This is a genomic window from Jannaschia sp. M317 (genome assembly GCF_025141175.1).
GTDB lineage: Bacteria > Pseudomonadota > Alphaproteobacteria > Rhodobacterales > Rhodobacteraceae > Jannaschia.
Genome location: NZ_CP081155.1, coordinates 2,026,849 through 2,045,217, shown reverse-complemented (window position 1 = coordinate 2,045,217; position 18,369 = coordinate 2,026,849). Strand labels below are relative to the sequence as shown.

The window sequence follows — 18,369 nt, the reverse complement described above, 5'->3', positions numbered from 1 at the left end:
GCAGGTTTACCTTGACCTGACGGGGTGCCGGTTCCAAGTCCTTCGCCAACGCACCCCTTGCAGGAGCCTTTGCAGATGTCCGAAGAAATCACCGCCGGAACCACCGCCCCAGATTTCACCCTGCCCCGCGATGGCGGCGGTGAGGTCAGCCTGTCCGCGTTGCGCGGCCAGCAAGTCGTTCTCTATTTCTACCCGCGCGACGACACGCCGGGCTGCACCACAGAGGCGATTGGATTCACCGAACATGGGGCCGCCTTTGCCGAGGCGGGGGCCGTGGTCGTCGGCCTGTCCAAGGACACGGTGGCCAAGCATGACAAGTTCATCGCCAAGCACGACCTGGGCGTGATCCTGGCTTCGGACGCCGAAAGCACCACCTGCGAGGATTATGGCGTCTGGGTCGAAAAGAACATGTACGGCAAGAAAAGCATGGGCATCGAACGCGCTACCTTCCTGATCGACGCCGAAGGCGTCGTGAAACAGGTGTGGCGCAAGGTGAAGGTGCCGGGCCACGTCGAGGCCGTGCTGGACGCGGTCAAAGCCTAGACGCGGTTGCAAGGGGATGCTGCCACTCGCCCAGATGGCCGACGAGGTGCTGCGCTGTGCGGACGGGCGTGACAAGACGGCCCTGTCACGGCGCCATGCCGCGGCATGGCAAGCGGCGCGTGCCGCCGGGGACACGCCCGAGGTCGGTCGCGCCGCGCCCCCGGACCGTCCGGCCCGGCCCAGTTCACCCGAACTTCTGGATCCGCGCGATGTGCCCCGCCGCAAACCGGGCACGCCCGAAGGCCGCATCGCCCTGCTGCACGCCGTCGCGCACATCGAGTTGAACGCCGTCGACCTGCACTGGGACATCATCGCGCGGTTTTCCGATGTCCCGATGCCGATGGGGTTCTTCGACGATTGGGTCAAGGCGGCGGACGAGGAATCGAAGCACTTCAACCTGATGGCCGACTGCCTGGAGGAGCTGGGCAGCCACTACGGTGCGCTGCCCGCACATGCCGGCATGTGGCGTGCCGCCGAGGATACGGCAGACGACCTGATGGGGCGTCTCGCTGTCGTGCCCATGGTCCTGGAGGCGCGGGGCCTGGACGTGACGCCCGGCATGATCGAGATCTTCCGCCGCGCCCGCGCCGATAGCGCTGTCGCCGCGTTGGAGGTGATCTATTCCGAAGAGGTCGCGCATGTGGCCTATGGGTCGAAGTGGTTCCATTTCCTCTGCGGTCGCCACGATCTGGACCCCAAGGTCGTCTTCCACGATCTTGTGCGCCGGTATTTCCACGGCCCGTTGAAGCCACCCTTCAACGAGGAAAAACGCGCAGAGGCCGGGATTCCGCCCGATTTCTACTGGCCGCTGACGGAACGCGATTGAGACGAACCGAACCACTCGGCAAGAATCTGCGCAAACGGGCCCCACCCAAGGGCATTTGGGTCAGGAAGGTTGCCCCGTTGCAACGGTATGCATAAAAGCGCGTCAAGTTTGACCCAGGACGAAACCTGGGCAGGGGTACGGAAACGCGGCGTCGATGACTCACCATCGGCTGTTATCAATGGGGGGACGCGCGTGAAGCAACGCCTGTCTGACAAGGTAAATGCTCGCCTGGAGCAGCATTTGCCGGAACAACGACTGTTTCTGAAATCCGAAGAAGGCACGCGTTTTGTGCGCATGCGACCGGCAACGCAGGCCGGTATCCTTCTGGGCGGGGCCGTGTTGTTGGGCTGGACGGTGATCGTCACCTCGTTCTTCCTGATCGGGGCCATCAGCTCCAATTCGTCGCGCGAACAGACCGCGCGCGCGCAACTGGCCTATGAAACCCGTCTTGATGCGCTGTCCGGCGAACGCGATGCTCGGACCCGCGAGGCGGAGCAAGCGTTGGAGCGGTTCTATGCCGCGCTCGACGAAGTTTCCAAGATGCAGGAACAGCTGCTCGGGTCCGAGCAGCGCGTCCGCGAGCTGGAAACCGGCGTCGAAGTGATCCAGCGCACCCTGCGCCGCACCGTGGCCGAACGCGACGCTGCCCGCGAAGAGGTGGATATCGCGCAAGCCAAATTGGAAAACGCGCCCGAGGCCGCGGCCCGCGCGGAACGTCTGCACGCCGACGCTGCCGCCACTGCTTCTGCCTTGGCCGAGGTGCTGGATGCCACCGCGTTGCAGCGCGACGAAGCCGTGATCGTCGCCTCCTCCGCCGATAGTGAAATCGGGCGGATGGAAGCCATGGCCGAGGTCGTCGCCGACCGCAACGACCGCATCTTCTCGCGCCTCGAAGAAGCCGTCGAGGTCTCGCTGGAGCCGCTGGAAAAGGTGTTCGCCCGGTCCGGCATCTCGACCGATGCCATCCTGGAGCAGGTGCGCCGTGGCTATTCCGGCCAGGGCGGCCCGTTGGAGCCGATGATCCTGTCCACCCGTGGCAACCCGGAGGGTCTGCCGGATCTGGATACGCAGCGCGCCAATCGCCTGCTGAGCAAGCTGGAGGAGGTCGAGCTGTATCGCATCGCCGCCGAAAGCCTGCCGCTGGCCCATCCGGTGCCCGGCCCGCACCGCCGCACCTCGGGCTATGGCCCGCGTTGGGGCCGGATGCATTCGGGCCTGGACTTCGCGGGCCCTCGTGGGTCCGAGATTCGCGCAACGGCCGCGGGCACCGTGGTCCACGCCGGCTGGCAGTCGGGCTATGGCAAACTGGTCAAGATCCAGCACCCCCTTGGTTTCGAGACCCGCTATGCCCATCTCAACTCGATCAACGTGTCCGTCGGCCAAAGGGTCTCGCGCGGGGAACGTATCGGTGGTATGGGAACCACCGGACGCTCGACCGGGGTGCATCTGCACTATGAGATCCGTCGGGGCGGTCGTGCCTTGAACCCAGCCACTTTCCTAAATGCAGGTCAGGATGTTTTCTAAATCGAAGCTGAACCAGCCCGGCGGCGACGCCGACAAGCCCACCGCCCCCGGCGCAGCCGCGCCGGCCAAACCCGCCACGCCACCATCCAAGCCCGCCGGGCTTGAGCTGGGGGCCGGGTCCTCGGCGATGAAGCCCAAGGTCGCGCCGTCGACCCTGTCTTCGGACCTTGTGATCAAAGGCGACATCAAGACCACCGGCGACATCCAGGTCGAAGGCGAGATCGAGGGCAACATCCAGGCCCACCTGCTGACCGTCGGCGAAGGTGCCACGATTCGCGGAGAGGTCATCGCCGACGACATCGTCGTGAATGGCCGCGTCGTGGGCCGCGTGCGCGGTCTGAAGGTACGCCTGACGTCGACCGCACGCGTCGAGGGCGACATCATCCACAAGACCATCGCCATCGAATCGGGTGCCCATTTCGAAGGTGCCGTACAGCGCCAGGACGACCCGCTGGGCGGAGCCGCCAAGCCAAAAGCCGACGCGCCCAAGGCCTGATCCGCCGCACAAGATGTCGAAGATTTCCTTGACCCCGCCCCCGCAATGGAGCGGGGTCAAACGTTTGCCGGGCCTGACCGGCCGCATTCCCAGGCCGCGTAACCGCGCCGTCGTCCTCTCTTCCTTGGGATCATTGGGCGACCTCTACCCCGTGTTGTCGCTGGCCCGCGCGTTAGAGGCGCGCGGGGTCGAGCCGCGCCTCGCCCTGTCCCCGGATGACTGTGAACGGGCCCGCGACTGGGGCTTGCTCGCGTCCCCGGTCGGCCCCTCGGAGGCGGACGTCTGCCGCGCGTTGCAGATGACGCGAGAAGAAATTGCCGCCGCGGTCCTGCGCGACCCCAGCCGGATGATGTCCCACGCGATGATGCCCCTGCTGCCGGGGATCGCGCGGCAGGTAGCTGACCTTTGTTCCGGCGCGGGCTGTGTCACCGGAACGACGTTTGCTTTGGGCGCATCGCTCGCGGCAGAGATGACAGGCACGGCCTACGTGCCCCTGCTTTTGCAACCGATGATGACGTTCTCCGCCGACGACCCGCCAGTCGGCCCGGCCTTCCGGCTTGCGATCAAAAAACCGCGCACGCGCCTGGGCGTCGGATGGAACAAGGGCCTGCTGTCGGCGGCCCGGTGGGTCCTGCGGCAACGGCACAGCGCGGAGCTTACGCGCCTGCGCGCCGACCTGGGCCTGGGTCCGCAACCGGGCACACCGTTGTTCGATCACGGGGCCACGGTGCCCCTGCGTCTGGGACTTTGGTCGCCGCGCTTTGCCCCCCTGGCGCAAGACGCCCCCGCTGGCCTGCAGATCGCGGGCTTTCCGCCTGCCCCCGAAGGCGACTTGCCCCGTGCTGTCCTTGACTGGATCGGCGCGGGACCACCGCCGTTGATCGTGACCCGTGGATCCATCGCCCATGACCTCGAGCCCGAAACCTTCTGGCAGGAGGCGATCGCCATGGCGCGGACACTGGGCCTGCGCGCCGTGTTGTTGCACGGCAAGGCCACGGTCCCCGAAGGTCCGGATCTCTTGCCGCTACGCTATGCGGCCCATGCACCGTTGTTTCCGTTAGGTGCCGCCGTCCTGCACCATGGCGGCATCGGCACCACGGCCGAGGCTTTGCGCGCGGGGCGACCGCAACTGGTCGTGCCGGTGGGTGGTGACCAACCAGACAATGCCGCGCGGCTGGAACGGCTGGGTGTGGCACGCAGCCTGTCGGCCAAACGTTTCTCGGGCGCGCGCGGGGCCGCCGCTCTGACAGAGCTGTTGGAGCGGTTCGACTATAACGCCGTCGCGGCACTGGCCCGGACCATCACCGAAGAAGACGGGGCCGCCTTTGCAGCCCGCCTGTTGGAACGGATCGTCATCGAGGGGTGACGCGAAGTCTCACGCAAGCCTGTGCTCAGAACACGCCAAACCGCAGATTACGCGTTGCCCGCGTCTGCCCGGCTCTTGCCCGAGGCGTCCGAGGCCAGCACCGACGCCATGATCCCGTCCAGGGCCCCGTCCAGCACGCCCGAGGTGTCAGACGTCTCGTAGCCGGTGCGCAGATCCTTTACCATCTGGTAGGGTTGCAGGACGTAGGACCGGATCTGATTGCCCCAGCCCGCATCCCCCTTGGCCTCGTGCGCCGCGTTGATGTCGGCGTTCCTGCGGTCCAGCTCCAACTGATAGAGCCGCGATTTCAGGGCCTTCATCGCGATATCGCGGTTCTGGTGCTGCGATTTCTCCGACGAGGTCACGACGATATTGGTCGGAATATGGGTGATCCGAACGGCGGAGTCGGTGGTATTCACGTGCTGCCCGCCGGCACCCGACGACCGATAGGTGTCGATACGGATGTCCGAGGGGTTTACCTCGATCTCGATATTGTCATCCACCACCGGATAGACCCAGACCGAGGCAAAAGACGTCTCGCGCGTGCCCTTGCCGAAGGGCGAGATACGCACCAGCCGGTGCACGCCCGACTCGGATTTCAGCCATCCGTACGCGTTCTTGCCGCTGATCTTGTAAACCGCAGACTTGATCCCCGCCTCACCGCCGGCTTCCTGGCTTTGCAGTTCCGCGTCGAAACCGCGTTTGCCAGCCCAGCGAACATACATCCGCTGCAACATCTCGGCCCAATCGCAGGCCTCTGTCCCGCCGGCACCCGCGTTGATCTCCAGAAAGCTGTCGTTGCCGTCGGCCTCTCCGTCCAGCAGGGCCTCCAGCTCCTTTTCGGCGGAGGTTTCGACCAACTTGGCAATCGCGGCTTCGGCTTCGGCGATGACTTCCTGGTCGTCTTCCATCTCGCCCAGCTCGATCATCTCGACGTTGTCGGCGGTGTCACGCTCCAGGCTTTCGATGCTTTCGATCCCGTCCATCAGGGCCTGACGGTCACGCATCAACTTTTGCGCGCGCGCCTGGTCGTCCCAAAGGGTCGGGTCCTCGATCATCGCATTGAATTCCTCCAGGCGATGGGCGGCCGTCTCCCAGTCCAGTCTGCGCTTGAGCAGGGACACGGATTTGGCGATGGCCTCGACGTTGTTCTGGACTTCTGCGCGCATCTCTCGCTCCGGCGGTTCTGGTCGCTTCACCTAAACCGCCACCCGCGGGGCGGCAAGCAGGCAGCGCGCTCAGGGCCCCTCAGGGCGCCGTTTCACCGCGCCCTGCCCGCCCGTGTCAGTAAAGACCGCCTGACGACAGCGCACCAAAGGTCGCGCGTTTCGGCACGACAACCTTGCGTCCCGTAGAGGTCTGTACCTCGCGCGCGGCACTGCTCTCGCCATCGTCGGTCTCGCCCCGCCCGAACAGCGGCAGATCGCCTGCCATGGCAAAGCCGCCGTCGATGATGGCACCGCCGCCGATGCCCAGGAACGGATCCGCGCCATCGCGGAAATACTCGGCCACGACGTGCTCTCCCGATGCGTTGTCTGGCAGGCGGGCACCGGTGTAGCGGTCGATCTTGACGAAGTAGCCGCCCGGCGGCACCTCGAACGGTCCGCCGCCATATTTCTTGATCGCCTCGCGCATGAAGGTGTTGAACACCGGTCCGCACATGCCGCCGCCCGACGCGCCGCGCCCCAGCGACCGGGGCCGGTCATGACCAATGTAGCAGCCTGCCGCGATCGAGGAAGAGAACCCCACGAACCACACATCCTTGGCGTCGTTCGTCGTGCCGGTCTTGCCCGCGATCGGAACCGGCAGATTGATCGTGCGCGAGGCGGTGCCGCGATCGACAACCCCCTTCATCATCGAGGTCAGCTGATAGGCCGTGATCGGATCCATGACCTGTTCGCGGTTGGACACGATCCGGGGACCAAAGCCTTCGGACAGGGCGGCGAACTGCTCGCAATCGCGGCATTCCCGCTGATCGTGACGATAGACAGTGCGTCCATACCGGTCCTGGATACGGTCGACCAAGGTCGGCTCGACCCGCTCGCCGCCATTGGCGAACATGGCGTAGGCAGACACCATCTTGTAGAGCGTCGTTTCCTGCGAGCCGAGCGAGTTTGCCAGCAGTTCCGGCATGTCGTCATAGACGCCGAAACGTTCGGCATAGCGCCCGACGACATCCATGCCGACATCTTGCGCCAGACGCACGGTCATCAGGTTGCGCGACCGCTCGATCCCGGTGCGCAGGGGCGACGGGCCGTAGAACCGGTTCGAGGCGTTGGTCGGTCGCCAGATTTCCCCGCCAGAGACGATCTCGATGGGGGCATCGACGACGATGGTGTTGGGTTGATAGCCGCTGTCGAGGGCGGCGGCATAGACGAATGGCTTGAAGGACGATCCGGGCTGCCGCGTCGCCTGGGTCGCGCGGTTGAACACCGAATCCTGGTACGAGAAGCCGCCCTGCATCGCGATGACGCGCCCGGTGTTGACGTCCATCGCCATGAAGCCGCCCTGCACCTCGGGCACCTGACGCAGGGACCAGCGGATCAGCTCGCCGCTCGAATCCTCGGTCATGCGGCGCACGTGAACCACCTGCCCCGGCTCGAAATTGTCAAAGAAGTCGCCGCGCATCCAAGAGATGTCCGCGCGGGGCACTGACACCGCACCGTCCACGTCCTCTGCGCCCAGCGTCAGGCTTTGATCAGCCACCTCAAGCACGACGGCAGGGTGCCAGCGGCTGTCGAGTTCCACGTCGCGGCTGACCTCCACGTCGGCCAGGGCCGCCCGCCACGCCGCCTCGTCGCCCAGCGTTTCCACCGGGACGGTCTTGCCCGTCCCACGCCAGATGCCCTGTGACCGATCATAGCTTTCCAGAGCGTCCTGGAGAGCCTTGGCCGCGATTTCCTGCATTTCCTTGTCGACCGTGGCACGGACGGTGAACCCTTGGGTAAAGAACTCCTCCTCGCCAAAATCGCGGCTGAGCTGGCGGCGGATTTCATCTGTGAAATAGTCCCGCGGCGGCAGCGCGGCGCGGAACGGCGGGTAGTGACCGGACTGCACCGTCAACAGCGGCTTCGCCTGGGCCGATTGCATTTCGGCGCGGGTGATATAGCCATTCTCGAACATCTCGCGCAGAACGAAATTGCGCCGATCAATGGCGCGTTCGGCCTGACGCACCGGGTGATAATCCGACGGCGCCTTGGGCAGGATAGCCAGATAAGCGGCCTCTTCCAGGGTCAGCAGCGATAGTGGTTTGTTGAAATAGGTCTGGGCGGCGGCGGACACACCGTAGGAATTCTGGCCCAGAAAGATCTCGTTGAGATAAAGCTCCAGGATGCCTTCTTTATCCAGCGTCTCTTCGATGCGGGAGGCGAGGATGATTTCCTTTACCTTCCGCTCCGCGCTGCGGTCGGACGACAGCAGGAAGTTCTTCATCACCTGCTGCGTGATCGTCGACGCCCCGCGCAGCCGCCCGCCCCGCGCCGCATCGACGGCGGCGGCGACCATGCCCACGGGGTCATACCCGGCGTGCAGGTAGAAATTCTTGTCCTCGGCCGAGATGAACGCCTGTTTGACCAGATCGGGAATATCCTCCGCCGGGGTGAAAAGACGCCGTTCGCGGGCGAATTCGTCCATCAACCGCCCCTCGCTGGAATAGATCCGGCTGATCGTGGGCGGAGTGTATTGCGCCAGCTGTTCGTGGTTCGGCAGGTCGCGACCATACATCCACAAGATCGCGCCGACCGTCAGCGCGCCTGCGATGACGCCCAGCGTGATGGCCGAAAACAGGCCGCCGACGGTCGACAGCACGAACATCACAATGCCCTGCCCGCCCGACCAAAGGCCATGACCGGCCAGCTTGCCCAGTGATTTCACATTCATAACGGATATCCTGCCCGCAAAAGGGTTACCGAAGATATAAGGACCCGTCCCCCCGGCGTCAAAGCGCCTGAGCGGGTTCTCGCGGGGTCGTGTGTGGTGTCATTGCCGCAGGCGCAGGGCGGCAGCGGCATCATCAATGGCCCAGACCTCGATGGCGTCGGCGATGGCCTGTGCCATGCGCGCGCGCCAGTCCGGGGACGTCAGGTTGCGCAGGTCCGCCTCGCTGGACAGAAATCCCAGCTCCAAAAGGACGGACGGGATGTCCGGTGCCTTGAGAACCGTAAACGCCGCCTCCAGCCGGGGCCGTTTGTGCAGGCGCAGCCCGGCGGCACGTACCCGCGTCACCAGCGCATCGGCAAGCGCATCGGAACGCGGGGCGGTTTCGGCGCGGGCAAGGTCGATCAGCACACGCGCCACCTCGTCGCCGCTATCCTCCAGCTCCAGCCCCAAAAGCAGGTCATCGCGCGCCAGACGCGCCGCCAGTTCAGCCGACATCGCGTCCGAGGCGGCATCCGACAGGGTATAGACCGTTGCCCCTGATGCGCCGCCGCCCTCGACCGCATCCGCATGCAGCGAGATCATCAGGTCCGCACCGGCGGCGCGCGCGACCGAGGCCCGACCGCGCAGCGCAAGAAAGGAGTCGCTGTCTCGCGTCAGAATGACCCCATGTCCCGCGCGGCGCAGCACCTCGGCCAATTCGCGCGCGAACCCAAGCATCAGGTTCGCTTCGGTCAGGCCGCCCCGCTCTGCCCCCGGATCGACACCGCCGTGACCGGGGTCGAGCGCGATGACCAGCGGGCGGTCGCCGGTCTGGCGTCGCCGCTCCGGCGCGACCGAAAGGGGTGTGACCGCGTCCCAATCCTGGGCCATCAGCGGGCCGCCCGGACCCGCCCCGTCGACGACCTCTATGCGGATGCGCGTGGCTGTGTCCGTGTCCATCCAGGCGCGGCTGATCTGCATCGGCCCGGCCAGATCCACCACCAGCCGCGACCAACCGGGGGCCACGCGCCCGGTTCGCAGACCTGTCACCCGCTCGGCATCGACCAGGCTGGGATCCAGGCGGGACCAGTCCACCTCCGAAGTATCGAGAACCAATCGCCAAGGGTCATCCTGCACGAACACACGCCAGGGCACCGGCTGGCTGAGCGCCAACTCCACAGACAGCCCGCGCCGGGTTTCCTCCAGTCGGGTGGCGGCGGGGTCGGGCACGGCAAGGGCGCGAAAATCCTGCGACAGCGCGGGCGCGGACAACAGCAACAGCAACAGCAGACACAGCGCCCGGATCATCGCGCCGCCATGAACCGAGTCAGCCGATCCAGCCCCTCGGCGATATCGGCAGTGCCACGGGCATAACTGAACCGCAGGGTCCCGGCCCCGCGTCCGGCATCGAAGTCCAGCCCCGGCGTCACGGCAACCCCCGCCTTATCAAGGATTTCGGACGCGAAGCTCAGCGAATCCGACGTCATTTCGGACACGTCCGCATAGATATAGAACGCTCCGTCCGGCGGTGCGATCCGGGTAAAACCTGCGCGCGGTAGCCCGTCCAGCATCAGACGACGGTTTTCGGCATAGACCGCCAGATTGGCCTGAAGCTCCGCCTCGGCATCCAGCGCGCCCAGGGCGGCAATCTGGCTGGCATGGGGGGCGCAGATGAACATGTTCTGGGCCAGCCGCTCGATCGTGCGGACATGCGCCTCGGGCACGACCATCCAGCCGATCCGCCAGCCGGTCATCGAGAAATACTTGGAGAAGGAGTTGATGACATAGACGTCGTCGGACACCTCCAGCGCGCTGACGGCCCGGCCCTCGTATTGGACGCCGTGATAGATCTCATCGCTGACAAAGGCCGTGCCCTGCGCGTGGCAGGCCTCGATCAGGCGGGCCATGGCGGCGCGGTCCAGCATGGTGCCGGTGGGGTTCGACGGCGAGGCGACGATCAGGCCCGCAAGGTCCGGCAGGTCGCCCGCGACGGGTTGGAATCGATCCTCGGCACGGGTCTGGATGCCCACGGCTTCAAGGCTCAGCGCCTTGAGGATCTGCCGGTAGGACGGATACCCCGGCAGGCCCAGCCCGACCCGGTCGCCCGCATCGAACAGCGCCGTGAACGCCAGCAGGAACGCCGCCGACGATCCCGCCGTCACGACCACCCGGTTCGGATCCAGGTCGATGCCATACCAATCGCGGTACAGCCGCGCGATCCGCGCCCGCAGCTCCGGCAGGCCCAGGGCGACGGTGTAGCCCAGGGCGTCGCCTTCCATCGCGCGGGCCAGGGCGGCACGGGCGGCGACCGGCGCCGGGGTGCCCGGCTGGCCGACCTCCATATGGATAATCGAGCGGCCCGCCGCCTCTGCGGCGCGGGCACGTTCCATCACGTCCATCACGATGAAGGGATCAACCTGGCTGCGCGCCGATACCTGCCTTGCGCTTGTCATCGCCTGCTCCATACTCCGACCTCGGGCGACAGATGGACCGGTCGGAGGGGCCGGGTCAACGGCCCCGACCCCGGAGAGACCCATGATCCGTATCCTTGCCGCGCTGCTTACCACCTTTGCGCTCGCGCTCGGTCCCGCCAAGGCGCAGGGCCTGATCCGCGACGCAGAGATCGAATACGCCCTGCGCCAGGTTGCCCAACCGATCCTGCAGGCGGCGGGCCTGCCGGGGTCGATCCGCATCTATGTGATCGACGATGACCGCATGAATGCCTTCGTCGGCAATTCGCGGGCGATCTTCATCCACTCGGGCCTGATCTTGCGCGTCGCGTCCTCGGACGAACTGCAAGCGGTGATCGCCCATGAGGCGGCGCATATCGCAAACGGGCACCTGACCCGCCGCCCCCAGGCCGCACGCGGTGCCGCGACCGCAGCCAAGCTGGGCCTGATCCTTGCAGCCGCCGCAGCAGCCGCGGGTGGGCCAAAGGCAGGTTTGGGCATTGCTGCCGGGACGTCCTCGGCGGCGCAGCGTGCGCTCTTTGCCCATACCCGGTCCGAAGAGGCGAGCGCCGATCAATCCTCGTTGCGCTACATGGCCGCTGCCGGCACTGACCCACAGGCCGCGGCGCGCGTGCTGAAGCTGTTCGAGGGGCAGGAATTTCTGTCTGCCGGGCGCCAGGACCCCTACGCCCGCACCCATCCGCTGACCCGTGACCGGATCCGCGCGGTCGAGGCCTTTGGCCAATCGGTCGAGCCCCGCGCCCGCGATCGCCGGTCCGTCGACTATTGGTTCGCGCGGGCGTCGGGAAAGCTGTCGGCCTTTACCCGCGCGCCGTCCTGGACCTTGCGGCGCGTGCGGGCCGAAACCGGAGAGATCGCGGCCCTGCGTCGCGCCATCGCCCATCACCGCAAACCCGACGCGCGCCGCGCGTTGGCCGGGATAGATGCGCTGATTGCCGCGCGCCCGAACGACGCCTTTTATCACGAACTGCGCGGTCAATTCCTGTTGGAAAGCCGACAGCCCGGACCAGCGGCGCAGGCCTACAGCCGTGCCGCCCAGCTGGCTCCGAACCAGCCTTTGATCCAGGCCGGATTGGGCCGCGCCTTGCTGGCGGCAGGCCGCGACCCAGAGGCATTGCGCGTGCTGACCGCCGCGCGCGCGCGCGACCCTTCGGACCCCCGGCTGCTGCGCGATCTGGCCACGGCCCATGCCCGCGCCGGGCAGAACGGCATGGCCTCGGTCGCGGTGGCGGAACGCTATGCGGTGCTGGGGCGTCTGGACGACGCCAAGATCCATGCGGAACGGGCCAGTGGGCTGCTGCCCTCCGGTTCCGGTGGCTGGTTGCGGGCGCAGGACGTGTTGGCGGTGACGCGCTAGCCCAAAGCAAAACGCGCGACCCCGGGGGGCCGCGCGTTCAGTCGTTCGTGTAAATCCGGATCAGCTGCCGAAAGACCACCAACCGCGTTTCTTCGGCTTTGCATCGGCCTCGGTGTCGTCGGATGCGGTCTCAGGCTCCGGTGTCGCCTCTGCTGCGGCCTCCTGCTGCGGCGCGGGCGTTTCCACCGGGGCATCCGTGGTGACCGTCTCCACAACCTCGGCGACCGCTTCGACCTCTGCCGAGGGCTCCGGCGCAGGTGCGGGGGCCTTGGCACGGACGCGGGTGCGCCGCTTCTTGGGGGCAGCAGCCTCCGGCGCGGGGTCGGCCGGGGCTTCCGGCGCAGGATCGACCGGGGCTTCGGACGCAGGCGCCTCTGCCGGGGTCTCTTGTGCCGGTGCTTCCTGAACAGCCGCCTCTGGCGCGGCCGCCTCCGGCGCATTGGCCTCGACCGCAGGCTCCTCCGCCGAGGTTTCAGCAGCCTCGTCGGTTACCGTTTCCACCGGCTTTTTGGACCGCGAGCGGCTGCGGGACCGGCTGCGCTTTGGCTTTTCGGCCACTGGCGCGGTCTCTTCGGCCACTGCTTCGGTCTGGGCATCGCCCTCGACCGTGGTCGCGGGGGCCCCGTCCTGGGGCGGGACGTCGGCGGCAGCGGCCCCTTCGGGTGCCGTATCGGGTTGCGGCGTGTCCTGCGACTGATCCTCGCCCTCACCGTTGCCGGTCTTGCGGCGGCGCGACCGGCGGCGACGCTTCTTCTTGGGTTGCTCTTCCCCGTCCGAAGCTTCTTCGCGGGGCGCAGCCTCCTGCGGTGCCTCGACGACCGGGGCCTCGTCCGAGACCTCCTCGGCCTCAGCCTCGACCACGTCGTCTTCCTCTTCGACCGACGAGGTCCAGGACGTATCCATCGCCACGACCTGCGGCTTGGGCACGATGCGGGTCGCAGTCTTGAACTTTTCGATGTGGAAATCGGGGGCGACCATGGACGGATCGGCGATCACGCGCACGGCCATGCCATAGCGCATCTCGATCGTGGCCAGATGCTCCCGCTTTTCGTTCATCAGATAGTTGCAGATATCGACCGGCACCTTCAGCAGGACCTCACGCGACCGCTTGCGCGTCCCCTCTTCCTCCAGGGCGCGCAGGATCGACAGCGCGACGGAATCGTCCGACCGGATCAGACCCGTGCCATGGCAATGCGGGCAGTCCTGGGTCGTCGCCTCCAACATGCCGGGACGCAGCCGCTGGCGGCTCATCTCCAACAGGCCAAAGCCGGAAATCCGCCCGACCTGGATGCGCGCCCGGTCGTTCTTGAGCGCGTCTTTCAGACGCTTCTCCACGGCGAGGTTGTTCTTGCGCTCATCCATGTCGATGAAGTCGATGACGATCAGACCCGCCAGATCGCGCAGCTTGGCCTGACGCGCCACCTCTTCGGCGGCCTCCAGGTTGGTCTTGACGGCGGTGTCCTCGATGGACCCCTCCTTCGTCGACTTGCCCGAGTTGACGTCGACCGCAACCAGCGCCTCGGTGATGCCGATGACGATATAGCCACCCGACTTCAACTGAACCGTCGGATTGAACATCGAGGCCAGATACTGCTCCACCCCATGTTTGGCGAACAGCGGCTGTCCCCCCTCGGGGTGGTGCTTCACGTTCTTGGCGTGGGACGGCATGATCAGTTTCATGTAGTCCTTGGCGTGGCGATAACCGGCCTCGCCCTCGACGATCACCTCGTCGATGTCGCGCGAATACAGATCGCGGATCGAGCGGTGGATGAGGTTGCCCTCTTCGTAGATCGGCGCGGGCGCGATGGACTTGAGCGTCAGCTCGCGCACCTGCTCCCACTGGCGCTGAAGGTACTCGTAGTCACGCTTGATCTCGGTCTTGGTGCGCTTGGCCCCCGCCGTGCGTACGATCAGCCCTGCCCCCTGCGGCACGTCGATCTCCGAGGCGATCTCTTTCAGCTTCTTGCGGTCGACCGCGTTGGTGATCTTGCGGGAAATGCCGCCACCGCGCGCGGTATTCGGCATCAGGACGCAATAGCGACCCGCCAGAGACAGATAGGTCGTCAGAGCCGCGCCCTTGTTGCCACGCTCCTCCTTGACGACCTGGACCAGCATGATCTGGCGAACCTTTACGACCTCCTGGATCTTGTACTTGCGCGCGCGGGGCTTGCGCACGGGACGCACGTCTTCGCGAATGTCCTCGGCTTCGTCGTCGTCGGCCACGGTCTCGACGGTTTCGTCCTTCTCCGGTGCCGCCTTCTTGCGGGACCGGCTGCGGCTGCGCCTGGGCTTTTCGGGGGCCGCTGGCTCCTCGACCAAGACGTCGTCTTCGGCGCTGTCGTCAGAGGTTTCGATCGTCTCCATGCCCATCGGCTCCGAGGCCGGTGTTTCGGGCGCGGCGGCAGGGATTTCGGCAACCGGGGTGTCGGCCTCGGGCGAGTCGACAGCGGTTTCCTCGGTCGGGGTGGGATCACCCGCGCTGACGGTCTCGTCTTCCAGGCCGGTGTCCTCGGCGATGGTCGTGACCGGGCCGTCATCGTCCCCCTCGGACGGGGCGTCCGGGGCGTCGGCCTCGGCGGAGATCTGTTCCGCAGCCTCTGACAGCTCGGCTCCGGTGCCCGACACCACTTCGGCGGCTTCGGCCGCCTGCGCCTGAACCTCTGCCGCAGCAGGAGCCGGGGCGTCTTCCGTCGCGGGGGCCTCTGCGGGGGTATCTTCGACCGGCGCAGGCTCCGCGATCGCTTCGGGCGCAGGCTCTGCTGCGGTTTCGGGCGCAGTTTCGGGCGCAGACACGGCGGCGTCAGCGTCAGCTGCCGCATCGGCGGCGTCGGTCTCGGATGCCTCTACCGGCGTATCCTCGACCTTTTTCTTGCGGCTGCGCGACCGGGAACGGGACCGGCTTTTCTTTGGCTTTTCCTCACCATCGGCAGGCACGTCGCCCTCGGACGTGTCCGCGGCCTCGGCTGCATCGGCCGCATCGCGCTTGGCGTCGGCGGCTTCGTCGGCGGCGGCCTGCGCCTCGGCATAGGCGCGTTCCTCGGCCAGCAACGCATCGCGGTCGGCCTTGGGGATCTGATAGTAATCGGGATGAATTTCCGAAAACGCGAGGAACCCATGGCGGTTGCCGCCATAGTCCACGAACGCCGCCTGCAGCGACGGCTCGACCCGCGTCACCTTTGCCAGGTAGATGTTGCCTGCAAGCTGACGCTTGTTCAGGCTCTCGAAATCAAATTCCTCGACTTTGTTTCCGTCTGCCACCACGACCCGGGTCTCTTCCGGGTGGGTGGCGTCGATCAGCATTTTCTTCGCCATTGTGCTTTCCGCAGCCCGCGCGTCTTCGGGCCCCGGGGGGACCGAGCGATCGGGAGAGCTGTCTTGATTTAGCGAGGCAGGCGACCACGTCGGCGGGGCGGCTGTGCCGCGTCCCACCCGTCGCTGTCATATCCTGCGTCATCGCGCTTCCATATCCGGCCCGCGCCACCCTTGGGGGCTGCGAACCCGTTCACTGCCCGGCATTGTAGCGCCGAGCGTCATTGCCAGAGCGGGCAACGGCCCGTCCCTGCAAACTTCCCCCGCTGCGCGAGCCTGTATTGACGGCCCTTGATGCGCACGGAAAAGAATCCTACCGGTTCCGACCGCCGTCCAATCGGCGGCACAACCGTCCTTGCTGCATATCGGCAAGGTGACCGTCACGCAACTGCAATACTCTGCCGTGATTGACATCATACGATTGACTGGCCCAGCGGATCGCGTGATTTCCTCGTCCCAAATCTGGCGACGCCAAGAAGCAGGAGCGCAGGTGCCCCCCGACAGCCCTCTTACAGATCGACAGGTTGTCATCGTCGGCGGACCGCCCCGGTCAGGCACCCGGTTCATGACCAACGCATTGAATAAACACGCAGAGGTCGCTCTCGAAGGGGAACCTTACCAGCCTGTGTTCGTCAACACGCTCCGCTTCTTCGAACAGGTATCTCAGTCGCTCGCCACGCAAACTCCGCCGTTTTGGAACGATCAGAGGCCCATGCTGTTTCTCAACATGATTCGCGCGGGCCAAAAGCATGAGCAGCATCCTGGCTTCTCTGTGGCGCATCATGTCGGTTTCAAGTTGCCGCGCCTCGAGCAGCATTGGGAACCCCTGCAAGCCATTCTCGGGCCATATACCTTTGTCTACTGTCTGCGTCCCTTCCCTTCCCACTGGTTGTCAGTGTGCAATCGCTGGCCGGGGCATTCGATTGCGGAAATGGCAGCGCTCTACCTGCAGTCGATCCGCGCAGCACAGGCAATGCAGGCGTCCGATCGCGTCAACCTGGTCGCCTTTGGCCTGGAACCGATGAGCAAGAGCCCGCGTGACCACCTGACAGACGTCGGTCAAGCCATCGGCCTTTCTGCCCCCGCGGACTGGGCCCGCAGGGTCAATGCCGCGAAAAAGGCGAATGCGACGGAAAAGTTCAACGATGCGCCACGTTTGGAGCTGAACGAAGCCGAAAGGGATTTCCTGAACCGGCATCCCAACATCCTGCGTGCCTATGACGACTTTTGGGGTGGGGTTCCGATTGCCTAGAACAACCGGAAACGGCACGCCCCTTCCCTGCCCTACAGGTAGTTCGACCGGCTCAACCCGTACTTGGCCATCTTCTCGTTCAATGTCCGGCGCGGCAGCGACAGCTCTTCCATGACGCCCGCGATCGACCCGCGATGACGGCGCATGGTGTTGTCGATCAGCATTCTCTCGAAGGCCTCGACATACTCCTTGAGAGGCTTGCCCTCGGTCGTGACCTGCGCGGTCTCACCCTGCTCCTGGGTATCGGACATCAAAAGCGAGGCGATGGACCCGGTGCCGCGCCGCTGCTGCAACACCGCCCGTTCGGCCAGGTTGATCAGCTGGCGCACGTTGCCCGGCCAGGGGGCCTGCAACAGCTGCGCCGCTTCCTGGGCGGACAGTTGCGGGGGCGCGGCCCCGTATTCGTCGCCGAAGGTTTCTGCGAAATGGGTGAACAGCGTCAGCACGTCTTCGCCCCGGTTCCGCAGGGGCGGCAGAACCAGTTTCATCGCCGCCAGCCGGAAAAACAGGTCCGAACGCAGCGCGTCCTCACAGGTCTTCTCCGGCTCTGATCCGTTGCAGATCGCGACGATCCGCGTCTCGGCAGGGGTGCCCTGATCGTTGATGAAGGTCAGCAACCGCGCCTGAAGCGCAAGCGGCAGGCTCTCGATATCCTCCAGGACAAGGGTACCGCCCCGCGCCTCTTCGACCAGCGGCAAGCCGCCTTCGGTCACCGGGCCGAACAGTTTCGCGCCCAATTCCGCCTCGCCCAGGGCCGCGCAGGACGTCAGGGCGAATGTCTTGCCCGCCCGCGGCCCCACCGCGTGCAACGCATGGGCCACCAGCGTCTTGCCGGTGCCGGTTTCGCCGTCGATCAACACATGGGTATCGGCCTGACCCAGGTCCAGAATGTCCTCGCGCAGACGCTCCATCGCCGGGCTGGTGCCGATCAGTTTGCGCATCAGAACGGTGCCGTCCGACAGCTCGCGCCGCAGGGCGCGGTTGTCCAGCGTCAGCTTGCGTGCCTGCGCCGCGCGCCGGGACAGATCGGTCAGACGGTCAGGGTTGAACGGTTTTTCCATGAAATCATAGGCGCCCAGCTGCATCGCCTCGACTGCCATGGGCACATCGCCGTGGCCGGTGATCATGATGACCGGCAGAGAGCTGTCGGCGCTCATCAGCTTTTTCAGGAACGCCATGCCATCCATTCCGGGCATGCGGATGTCGCTGATGACAACGCCCGGAAAATCGGGCGTAATCTTTTTCAACGCTTCTTCGGCCGAGGCATAGGTTTCCGTCGCGAACCCGGACAGGGCCAGCCACTGGGAAATCGACTGCCGCATGTCCTGTTCGTCGTCGACGATGGCAATCCGGGTTTGCTCGGCCAT

Annotated in this window: 13 protein-coding genes; 7 read left to right on the top strand and 6 right to left on the bottom strand. The window is 65.9% G+C overall.

The features are described from left to right. Positions 1 to 75: 75 nt before the first annotated feature. The 5 genes from bcp (at position 76) to K3551_RS10535 (ending at position 4,755) form a co-directional block, all read left to right on the top strand. A complete protein-coding gene (gene bcp, locus K3551_RS10555) occupies positions 76 to 543 on the top strand; it encodes a thioredoxin-dependent thiol peroxidase (RefSeq protein WP_259913064.1) in 468 nt (155 codons plus the stop codon). A 16-nt stretch (positions 544 to 559) separates the two neighbouring features. Beyond that, on the top strand, positions 560 to 1,369 hold the full coding sequence (locus K3551_RS10550) for a ferritin-like domain-containing protein (protein ID WP_259913061.1): 810 nt from the start codon (positions 560 to 562) through the stop codon (positions 1,367 to 1,369). 192 nt (positions 1,370 to 1,561) lie between these two features. Next, positions 1,562 to 2,893, top strand: a complete 1,332-nt coding sequence (locus tag K3551_RS10545; protein ID WP_259913060.1) for a M23 family metallopeptidase — start codon at positions 1,562 to 1,564, stop codon at positions 2,891 to 2,893. Next, the gene (locus K3551_RS10540; RefSeq protein ID WP_259913058.1) at positions 2,883 to 3,389 is read left to right on the top strand and encodes a polymer-forming cytoskeletal protein; all 507 of its coding nucleotides are present in this window, start codon (positions 2,883 to 2,885) and stop codon (positions 3,387 to 3,389) included. The genes K3551_RS10545 and K3551_RS10540 overlap by 11 nt, the downstream gene beginning before the upstream one ends. A 28-nt stretch (positions 3,390 to 3,417) precedes the next feature. Beyond that, positions 3,418 to 4,755 carry a glycosyltransferase gene (locus K3551_RS10535; RefSeq protein ID WP_259913056.1) on the top strand — a complete coding sequence of 446 codons (1,338 nt, stop codon included), beginning with the start codon at positions 3,418 to 3,420 and terminating at the stop codon, positions 4,753 to 4,755. A 47-nt stretch (positions 4,756 to 4,802) separates the two neighbouring features. On the opposite strand, the gene prfB is transcribed toward K3551_RS10535, so the two are convergent. The 4 genes from prfB to K3551_RS10515 all read right to left on the bottom strand — a co-directional run bounded on the left by prfB (position 4,803) and on the right by K3551_RS10515 (position 11,066). Then, positions 4,803 to 5,924 (bottom strand): peptide chain release factor 2, encoded by a 1,122-nt coding sequence (gene prfB / locus K3551_RS10530; RefSeq protein WP_259913054.1) that lies wholly within the window; start codon positions 5,922 to 5,924, stop codon positions 4,803 to 4,805. Positions 5,925 to 6,039: 115 nt separating this feature from the next. Continuing rightward, positions 6,040 to 8,574, bottom strand: a complete 2,535-nt coding sequence (locus K3551_RS10525) for a penicillin-binding protein 1A (RefSeq protein ID WP_259919561.1) — start codon at positions 8,572 to 8,574, stop codon at positions 6,040 to 6,042. A gap of 159 nt (positions 8,575 to 8,733) precedes the next feature. After that, positions 8,734 to 9,921, bottom strand: coding sequence for an N-acetylmuramoyl-L-alanine amidase (locus K3551_RS10520; RefSeq protein WP_259913053.1), 1,188 nt, complete (start codon positions 9,919 to 9,921; stop codon positions 8,734 to 8,736). Continuing rightward, complete coding sequence (locus K3551_RS10515) at positions 9,918 to 11,066, bottom strand: pyridoxal phosphate-dependent aminotransferase (RefSeq protein ID WP_259913052.1); 1,149 nt, start codon at positions 11,064 to 11,066, stop codon at positions 9,918 to 9,920. Before K3551_RS10515 ends, K3551_RS10520 begins: the two co-directional genes overlap by 4 nt. Positions 11,067 to 11,148: 82 nt before the next feature. On the opposite strand from K3551_RS10515, the gene K3551_RS10510 reads away from it, so the two are divergent. After that, on the top strand, positions 11,149 to 12,441 hold the full coding sequence (locus tag K3551_RS10510) for a M48 family metalloprotease (protein ID WP_259913047.1): 1,293 nt from the start codon (positions 11,149 to 11,151) through the stop codon (positions 12,439 to 12,441). A gap of 60 nt (positions 12,442 to 12,501) precedes the next feature. Here the strand turns inward: K3551_RS10510 and K3551_RS10505 are convergent, their stop codons facing one another. Then, a complete protein-coding gene (locus K3551_RS10505; RefSeq protein WP_259913045.1) occupies positions 12,502 to 15,753 on the bottom strand; it encodes an Rne/Rng family ribonuclease in 3,252 nt (1,083 codons plus the stop codon). A 562-nt stretch (positions 15,754 to 16,315) separates the two neighbouring features. On the opposite strand from K3551_RS10505, the gene K3551_RS10500 reads away from it, so the two are divergent. Further along, a complete protein-coding gene (locus K3551_RS10500) occupies positions 16,316 to 17,002 on the top strand; it encodes a hypothetical protein (protein WP_259913044.1) in 687 nt (228 codons plus the stop codon). Between the two features lie 32 nt (positions 17,003 to 17,034). Here the strand turns inward: K3551_RS10500 and K3551_RS10495 are convergent, their stop codons facing one another. Further along, a complete protein-coding gene (locus K3551_RS10495) occupies positions 17,035 to 18,369 on the bottom strand; it encodes a sigma-54 dependent transcriptional regulator (protein ID WP_259913042.1) in 1,335 nt (444 codons plus the stop codon).